The following is a 7,926-nucleotide window of genomic DNA, read 5'->3' on the forward strand; positions in this document are numbered from 1 at the left end:
GCTTTTATAACCCAGTTAGTATATGGGGTTTTGAGGTGGAGAAATCGACTCGATTGGATTATAGAGAGGTTCTCCAATAGAAGATTAAAGAAAATAAGCCCCTGGATAGTGAATATTTTGAGATTAGGGGTTTACCAACTGCTCTTTTTAGATAAGGTTCCTAATGCAGCGGCAGTGAACGAATCAGTAATTTTAGCACGTCGATATGGTCATAAAGGAACAGTCTCTTTTGTGAATGCTATCTTAAGGGAGGTAGATCGAAGTAAAGAAAAGATAGACTATCCAGATAAAACAAAAGATCCGACTGACTATCTTTCTATTTTCCACTCTCATCCGAGATGGCTTATAGAAAGGTGGTTAAAAAGATATGATTTTGATAAGGTTGAAAAAATATGCATAGCAAATAATTCTATTCCGCCTTTGACAATAAGGGTTAATACGTTAAAGACTACCGTTGAGAAGCTAAAGAGAGAATTAGAAAAGGAGATCATATTTGTAAAACCTTGTTATTATTCTGATGAGGGTTTGAGATTAAAGTTTGGTATAGATTTTCTGAGTCTAGAGTCTTTTAAAAAAGGACTGTTTCAGGTGCAGGATGAGGCATCGATTTTAATTTCAAATCTCTTAAGTCCTTTGCCAGAATCAAAAGTATTAGATATCTGTGCTGCACCGGGAGGAAAAACGACTCATATCGCCCAGATGATGAAGAATAGAGGGGAGATATTTGCTACTGATTTAAGAAAGGGAAGACTCCTTATGTTATACGAAAACTGCAGACGTTTGGGAATTAAAAATGTAAAAATGTTTTGTCTCGATGCTACCAAGCCGCTGCCTTTAAAGAAAGATTTCGATGGGATACTAGTAGATGCTCCCTGTTCAAGTTTCGGTGTTTTGCGTCGTAATCCAGATATCAAATGGCAAAAGAGCGAATTGAATTTTGATTCTCTATCTAAAATACAACTAAAAATCTTAGAGAATATCGGTCCTTTTTTAAAAAAAGGGGGAGTTTTAGTTTACAGCATATGCTCCAATGAGCCAGAAGAAAGCAGAGAGGTTATAAAGAAATTTTTACAAAAAAATAAAGATTTTTTAATTGATGACCCAAAACCCTATTTACCAAAAAAGGCTTGGGATTTGATAAATAATGATGGATATTCTGAATCTTTTCCCTATAATCATGAAATGGATGGTTTTTTTGGTGTAAGGCTAATAAAGAAGCATTAAATGATAAAGGAACTGTTTGATGCGTAGAATTATCAAATATGTTTTTATGGTAGGTATTTTATTTCTTTGTGGAATCTTGAGTGCATTATTGGTGATGGATTTCGCATATAGAGGTAAGGAGGTTGTGGTTCCTGAAATAGCTGGAAGAGATATCGTATTTGCTTTAGAGATGCTCAGTGAAAGAAACTTAAACCTGAAGGTTATTGGATGGGAATATAGTAACTCTATTCCAAAAAATTTTATAATTTCTCAAAAACCCTTACCATCGCAATCAATAAAAAAAGACGGGGATGTAAAGGTAATTATCAGTAAAGGTACGAAAGAAGTCGTTGTTCCCATGCTTGTTGGTGAAAAAAAAAGGAGGGCAGAGATTACTTTAAAAAGGAATGATTTTAAAATAGGTGAGATTACACGGGTCTATTCTTTTAAATTTCAAAAAGATACAATCATTGCCCAGAGTCCTTTGCCCCAAAAAAAAATAAAAAGAGGTGCAAGAATAAATCTACTGGTCAGTAGGGGAGAGAAAAAAGATGCGTATCTTATGCCTAACTTGGTGAGGAGGAATCTCGGTGAGGTTATGGAAATTTTAGGTAAAATGGGATTAGGACTCGGAGAGATAAAAAAAGAAGTACAAGAGGATATAAAACCAGACTTAGTTTTAGAACATGAACCAAAATATGGTCATAAAATAGCGGAAGCTGAGAAGGTAAATCTTATAATATCAAAGGCACCGGGACCTGATAAAAGTCAAGAGGGAACTTACCAGTTGCTATATTATAGAACTCCAAAAGAAATGGGAGTGGTTAATGTGAGGATATTGTTAGAGAATAATAGAGAAGTTAAAGAAATATATAATCATAAAGGGAGGGGAGGAAAAGATATAAAATTACTGATAAAAGTGGATGAAAACACAAGAGCAAAGATCTATTTAAACGATGCTTTGATTGAAGAGAGAGTTTTTTAGATACAGGAGATCATTATGGTAAAGATTGCACCATCAATCCTTTCTGCTGATTTTAGAAGATTAGAAGAGGAGATAAAGGCTGTTGAAGAGGCAGGTGCCGATATGATTCATATAGATGTTATGGATGGCCATTTTGTTCCCAACATTACAGTTGGCCCTTTAGTTGTAAAAGCTGCGAGGGCATCAACTGATCTGGTGTTAGATGTCCACCTTATGATTGAAAATCCAGATCATTATATTCCTGATTTCTATAAGGCTGGTAGCGATATTATCACTATTCACGTTGAGACATGCAAACATCTTAATCGTTCAATTCGATCAATAAAAGACCTGAATATTAAGGCTGGTGTTGTTTTAAATCCTTCTACTTCGTTGTGCACGATTGATAATGTTATTGAAGATGTTGATATGGTCTTGCTTATGTCTGTAAATCCTGGATTTGGAGGACAAAAGTTTATTCCGTCTACCCTTAATAAAATTAAAAATTTAAAGGATAAAATTGTAAAAAGAGGTCTGAACGTTGAGGTAGAGGTAGATGGAGGGGTGAAGGAGGATAATGCTCGTGATATAATAAATGCAGGGACAGATATTCTTGTTGCTGGTTCTACTATTTTTCAAAGTAAGAATTATAAGGAGACGATAAAAAATTTAAGAAACCAGCGTTAGATTAAAAATTGACACTTTTTTTCTTGACTTTTTTTATAAATCAAATATTTTTAACACTTTCGTCAACAATTTGTTTGGAGTAAAAAGAGATTGTTTAGTATCTTATCTGAAAAGCTGGATACCATTTTTAGAAAAATTAAGGGAAGAGGGAAGCTTAACGAAAAGGATGTAAATGAATCTCTTAAAGAGGTTAAGATTGCTCTTTTAGAATCAGACGCCCATTATAAGATTGTAAAAGATTTTATTGAAAGGGTTAAAGAAAAGGCAATAGGAGTAGAGGTATTGCAGAGCCTTAACCCTGGCCAACAGGTTATAAAGATAGTATATGATGAATTGACAAGAATCATGGGAGAGAAATCAACCGATTTGGAATTATCAGGACCCTCTCCTTCTATAATATTGCTGGTTGGTTTGCAGGGTTCAGGAAAAACAACAACGGCTGCCAAATTAGCTAAGAGATTATTTAAAAAGAGTGCTTTTAGACCTCTCCTGGTATCTTCCGATGTATACAGACCTGCAGCAATGGAGCAGTTGGTGATGTTGGGGGATCAGTTGGGTATTTCTGTTTATAATAAGGAAAGAGACTGCAAAGATCCTTTGATGATTTGTAGAGATGCTGTGAAATATGCTAAAGAAAATCGCTTTGATTCTGTTATCATAGATACCGCAGGAAGGTTGCATATCGACGAAGCCTTGATGGAGGAGTTAAGACAAATAAAGAAAGATATAAAACCAAAAGAAACCTTGCTGGTTGCAGATGCGATGACCGGTCAAGATGCAGTAAATATTGCGGATAGCTTTAACAAATCATTGGATATAGATGGTGTTATTTTAACAAAGATGGATGGAGATGCCAGGGGCGGGGCTGCTTTATCAATAAAAGGTATAACAGGTAAACCTATAAAATTGGTGGGAGTTGGTGAGAAACTTGATCTTTTAGAAAATTTCTATCCTGATAGGATGGCTTCTAGAATATTGGGCATGGGGGATTTATCAACAATTATAGAAAAGTCACAGGAGGCTATCAATATAGAACAAGCTAAAGAGCTTGAGAAAAAGATAAGACGTGAAACTTTTTCATTAGAAGACTTCAAAGACCAGATAAAACAGATAAAAAAGATGGGCCCTATTGATCAAATCATAGGAATGATTCCTGGAGCAAGCAGGGTTAAAGGTTTACAATTTAATGATAAAGAGTTAATTAAAATAGAGACTATTGTTAACTCTATGAACCTAAAAGAGAGAGATGATTGCTCAATAATTAACAGCAGCAGAAAAAAGAGAATAGCTAAAGGCAGCGGGACTACAGTCCAGGATGTAAATAGACTGTTGAAGCAGTTTACCCAAACAAAGCAAATGATGAAGAAGTTTTCAAAGATGGGTCGAACAGGGAAAATTTCACAACTATTTAGATGATAAGGATAAAGGAGGTGAAGCAGTGTCAGTAAAGATAAGATTGGCAAGATTTGGAGCAAAGAAGAAACCTTTCTATCGAATCGTTGTTACCGATTCTCGGTCTCCAAGAGATAGTCGATACATTGATGTTCTCGGAACTTATTACCCTCTTGATGAGCCATCAAGTACAAAGATAGATGAAGAAAAGGCCATTAACTGGATAAAAAATGGCGCCCAAATGACCAATAAGATACACGGTTTATTTTTGAAAAAAGGTCTATTAAACAAAATAAAAAAAAGCGCAAAAAAATGAGCTGAAAGAAGAATCTTCAGCTTATTGAAATAAGAAATTTCTCTAATGTAGCTTTTTAAAAGTTCTCTAAGTGGAGGTGGGAGCGATGAAGGAGTTGCTTTTGTATATTGCAAAATTATTGGTTGATAGACCAGAATCCGTGGATGTGGTTGAGATAAAAGGTGAGAAGACTACTGTTTTAGAGTTAAGAGTAGCATCTGAGGATTTAGGGAAGATTATTGGAAAACAGGGACGAACAGCAAGATCGATAAGAATAATTCTCAATGCCGCTGCAGCAAAATTAAAGAAAAGGGTTGTATTGGAAATATTAGAATAGCTATTTTCCTCTAAGACTCGACATTCGCGAGGCTAATAACTTTTAGCCTCTTCTTAAGCAAGAAAAATAATATGATTTCCATCGGCAAGGTTGTTAAAACCCAAGGAAATAAAGGGGATTTAAGGGTATTACCCTATTTAAATTATCCTGAGCATTTTAAAGAACTCGATTTTGTTTTTATAAAAGATAAAAAACTCAAAGTTCTTAATATAAAGTCTCATAAACAATTTATTATTTTGAAACTTGAAGGATGTGATAGCATTGACCGTGGAAGAGAATTTATAGATTATTCAATAAAAATTCCCAAGGATAAACTGAAGACATTACCTTCAGATCAGTTTTATTGGCATGATATTGAAGGATTAACAGTATTTGATGAAGATGGTCATTTATACGGAAAGATTGAAGAGATTATTCCAACAGGAAGCAATGATATATTTGTTGTTCGAAATAAAGATAAAGAGACACTGATTCCAGCAATTAAGGACGTTATAAAAGATATCAATTTAGCAAAGAAGAAGGTAATTATTCATTTAATAAATGGGTTAATAGATTAGATGGAATTTAATTTAATTACGATATTTCCTGAGATGTTTAAATCCCCCTTGAATGAAAGCCTAATAAAAAAGGCTCAGGACAAAGGACTTATTAGTATATCAATCTATGATTTAAGAAATTTTGCTTCAGGAAAACATGGGGTTACTGATGATTATCCCTATGGAGGCGGTGGAGGAATGATAATGAAACCGGAGCCGATTATTCGAGCTTTAAAAGAAATAAAAAATAAGAGCAGGGATGCAAAAGTAATATTATTATCACCTCAAGGTGAAATGATGACCCAATCTATGTTAAAGAAACTGGCAAGTGAAAAAAGCCTTATCATAATTTGTGGTCGATATGAGGGGGTTGATGAAAGAATTCGTAATCATTATATAGATCAAGAGATATCAATAGGTGATTATGTCTTAACAGGTGGCGAATTGCCAGCTATGGTCTTGATAGATGCTGTATCCCGATTGATTCCTGGGGTAGTAGGAAATGAAAATTCAATTAAGAATGATTCCTTTTATTCCTACTTATTAGATTTTCCCCAGTATACGAGACCGGACGAAATCGATGGAAAAAGGATTCCAGAAGTTTTATTATCAGGTAATCATGAGAAAATTAGGATATGGAGGAGAAAAGAGGCTTTAAAACGAACCTTAAAAAGGAGGCCTGATTTATTAAAATCTGTTGAATTAACAGAAGAAGACGAATTAATTCTTAAAGAAATTAAGGCTTCTCATAATCATTAATCATTAAATTAGATATTTATGAGTATTAAAATTGAAATCATTTATCGCATTATTACATTATCCAGTATATAATAAGAAAAAGGAGATTATATCAACACAAATAACAAATCTTGATCTTCATGATATATCAAGGATTGCAAAGACATATGGCATAATTGAATTTTATGTGTCTACACCCTTTGAATCTCAGAGAAGGTTGGCCAATAAAATAAGAGAACACTGGACTGAGGGTTTTGGCGCAAAATATAATGAATTTAGAAAAGAGGCATTTGTAAATACAGTAATCGTTGATGGATTAGATGCTATTATTAAAAGGGTAAGAAGCAGGTACAAAATGAAACCCAAACTCATTGCTACTGCTGCAAGGGAATATGACAATAAAATAGATTTTTATAGTATGAGAGAGATTTTGCAAACGCAAAATGGGTCTTATCTTTTTCTGTTTGGAACAGGTTGGGGACTGGTTGAGGAGATTATTGAGAGGTCTGATTATATATTAGAACCTATTAGAGGGAGTAACCATTATAACCATCTTTCCGTAAGAAGCGCAATTGCCATTATCCTAGATAGACTATTAGGAACGAGATAAATTTTTATTGAGAGGAGATAAAAATGGATAAATTAGAAATGCTAGAAAAAGAACAGATGAGAATGGATTTGCCAAAATTTAATCCCGGAGATACTGTTAAAGTCTTCTTTAAGATTTTAGAGGGAGACAAAGAGAGAGTACAGTCATTCGAAGGTATTGTTATTTCAGTAAGTGGTGGACATAACAGGAAGAACTTTACGGTAAGGAAGGTTTCCTATGGTGTAGGTGTAGAGAGAAAATTTCCTTTACATTCCCCGAGAATTGAAAAGATTGAGATTACAAGAGAAGGTCGAGTAAGAAGGGCGAAGTTGTATTATTTAAGAAAGAGGGTTGGCAAGTCAGCAAGAGTTAAGGCAGAGGAAAAATTTCAATAACCTCGATTCCATTTATTATTTTAGGTAAATGGACAAATCAATGAGATTGTTTCATTTCGAGAAGTCAATCAGGCAAAAGGGATTTGAGTTAATTGCTGGTGTTGATGAAGTAGGAAGAGGTTCTTTAGCCGGTCCCGTTGTTGCTTCAGCCGTAATCTTACCACAAAAATGCAGCATTAGTGGTTTAAACGATTCTAAAAAACTCAGGCCGAAAAAAAGAGAAAGACTCTTTTCTCAGATACAAAAAGAAGCAATTAGTATTGGTATTGGCCTTGTCATGCATAGGGTCATTGATGAAATTAATATATTAGAGGCGACGAAGAGGGCGATGGTTGAAGCTATTTTTAGACTAAAGAAAAATCCTGATTATCTTCTCATAGACGGGAAAACCCCATTAGACATCTCTATTCAACAAAAGACAATTGTAAAAGGTGATTCTATTAGTGCATCAATAGCTTCTGCTTCCATTGTTGCAAAGGTTATCAGAGATAAGATTATGAATAATTATGACAGAATATTTCCTCTTTATAAGTTCTCTTCTCACAAGGGATATGCAACAAAGAATCATATAGATGCCATAAAAAATTTTGGCGTTTGTGGCATTCACAGAAGAAGTTTTAAAAGGGTAAAGGAATACGTCATATAGAAAATTGTAACGAAGAGTGGGCTTAATAATGGATAAGGACAGATTAGAGCTTGGAAAATATGGAGAAGTGCTGGCAATAAATTTTTTAAAAAAGAATGGATATAAGATTATGGGGAAAAACTACAGATCTCCTTTTGGAGAGAT

The 7,926-nt window shown here is 34.3% G+C and carries 11 protein-coding genes; all 11 read left to right on the forward strand.

Annotation, left to right across the window (positions count from 1 at the left end; all coding sequences use genetic code 11):
- Window positions 1–1,224: 16S rRNA (cytosine(967)-C(5))-methyltransferase RsmB (gene rsmB / locus VMW81_08200; GenBank protein HUU50925.1), on the forward strand; the 1,224-nt coding region annotated here is incomplete at its 5' end.
- Between the two features lie 19 nt (window positions 1,225–1,243).
- Entirely contained in the window at window positions 1,244–2,188 is a 945-nt protein-coding gene (locus VMW81_08205) for a PASTA domain-containing protein (protein HUU50926.1), read from the forward strand.
- A gap of 15 nt (window positions 2,189–2,203) precedes the next feature.
- Entirely contained in the window at window positions 2,204–2,854 is a 651-nt protein-coding gene (gene rpe / locus VMW81_08210; GenBank protein ID HUU50927.1) for a ribulose-phosphate 3-epimerase, read from the forward strand.
- 90 nt (window positions 2,855–2,944) lie between these two features.
- Window positions 2,945–4,270 carry a signal recognition particle protein gene (gene ffh, locus VMW81_08215; GenBank protein ID HUU50928.1) on the forward strand — a complete coding sequence of 442 codons (1,326 nt, stop codon included), beginning with the start codon at window positions 2,945–2,947 and terminating at the stop codon, window positions 4,268–4,270.
- Window positions 4,271–4,292: 22 nt separating this feature from the next.
- Complete coding sequence (gene rpsP, locus VMW81_08220; GenBank protein HUU50929.1) at window positions 4,293–4,562, forward strand: 30S ribosomal protein S16; 270 nt, start codon at window positions 4,293–4,295, stop codon at window positions 4,560–4,562.
- 85 nt (window positions 4,563–4,647) lie between these two features.
- Window positions 4,648–4,878: a KH domain-containing protein gene (locus VMW81_08225; protein ID HUU50930.1), complete on the forward strand. Its 231-nt coding sequence runs from the start codon at window positions 4,648–4,650 to the stop codon at window positions 4,876–4,878.
- A gap of 71 nt (window positions 4,879–4,949) precedes the next feature.
- A complete protein-coding gene (rimM, locus tag VMW81_08230; GenBank protein ID HUU50931.1) occupies window positions 4,950–5,435 on the forward strand; it encodes a ribosome maturation factor RimM in 486 nt (161 codons plus the stop codon).
- Window positions 5,436–6,173, forward strand: a complete 738-nt coding sequence (gene trmD, locus VMW81_08235; protein ID HUU50932.1) for a tRNA (guanosine(37)-N1)-methyltransferase TrmD — start codon at window positions 5,436–5,438, stop codon at window positions 6,171–6,173.
- 31 nt (window positions 6,174–6,204) lie between these two features.
- Complete coding sequence (locus VMW81_08240; protein HUU50933.1) at window positions 6,205–6,762, forward strand: RNA methyltransferase; 558 nt, start codon at window positions 6,205–6,207, stop codon at window positions 6,760–6,762.
- Window positions 6,763–6,785: 23 nt separating this feature from the next.
- Window positions 6,786–7,136, forward strand: coding sequence for a 50S ribosomal protein L19 (gene rplS / locus VMW81_08245; protein ID HUU50934.1), 351 nt, complete (start codon window positions 6,786–6,788; stop codon window positions 7,134–7,136).
- A 40-nt stretch (window positions 7,137–7,176) separates the two neighbouring features.
- On the forward strand, window positions 7,177–7,782 hold the full coding sequence (locus tag VMW81_08250) for a ribonuclease HII (protein ID HUU50935.1): 606 nt from the start codon (window positions 7,177–7,179) through the stop codon (window positions 7,780–7,782).
- Window positions 7,783–7,926 lie beyond the last annotated feature (144 nt).

Source organism: Nitrospinota bacterium (genome assembly GCA_035528715.1).
Taxonomy (GTDB): domain Bacteria; phylum JADFOP01; class JADFOP01; order DATKYB01; family DATKYB01; genus DATKYB01.

Bases quoted from the DNA above. Each gene is read 5' to 3' on its own strand.
- VMW81_08225 (HUU50930.1), top strand. From the start codon at position 4,648: ATGAAGGAGTTGCTTTTGTATATTGCAAAATTATTGGTTGATAGACCA.
- rpe (HUU50927.1), top strand. From the start codon at position 2,204: ATGGTAAAGATTGCACCATCAATCCTTTCTGCTGATTTTAGAAGATTA.
- VMW81_08205 (HUU50926.1), top strand. From the start codon at position 1,244: ATGCGTAGAATTATCAAATATGTTTTTATGGTAGGTATTTTATTTCTT.
- VMW81_08250 (HUU50935.1), top strand. From the start codon at position 7,177: ATGAGATTGTTTCATTTCGAGAAGTCAATCAGGCAAAAGGGATTTGAG.
- trmD (HUU50932.1), top strand. From the start codon at position 5,436: ATGGAATTTAATTTAATTACGATATTTCCTGAGATGTTTAAATCCCCC.
- rplS (HUU50934.1), top strand. From the start codon at position 6,786: ATGGATAAATTAGAAATGCTAGAAAAAGAACAGATGAGAATGGATTTG.
- rimM (HUU50931.1), top strand. From the start codon at position 4,950: ATGATTTCCATCGGCAAGGTTGTTAAAACCCAAGGAAATAAAGGGGAT.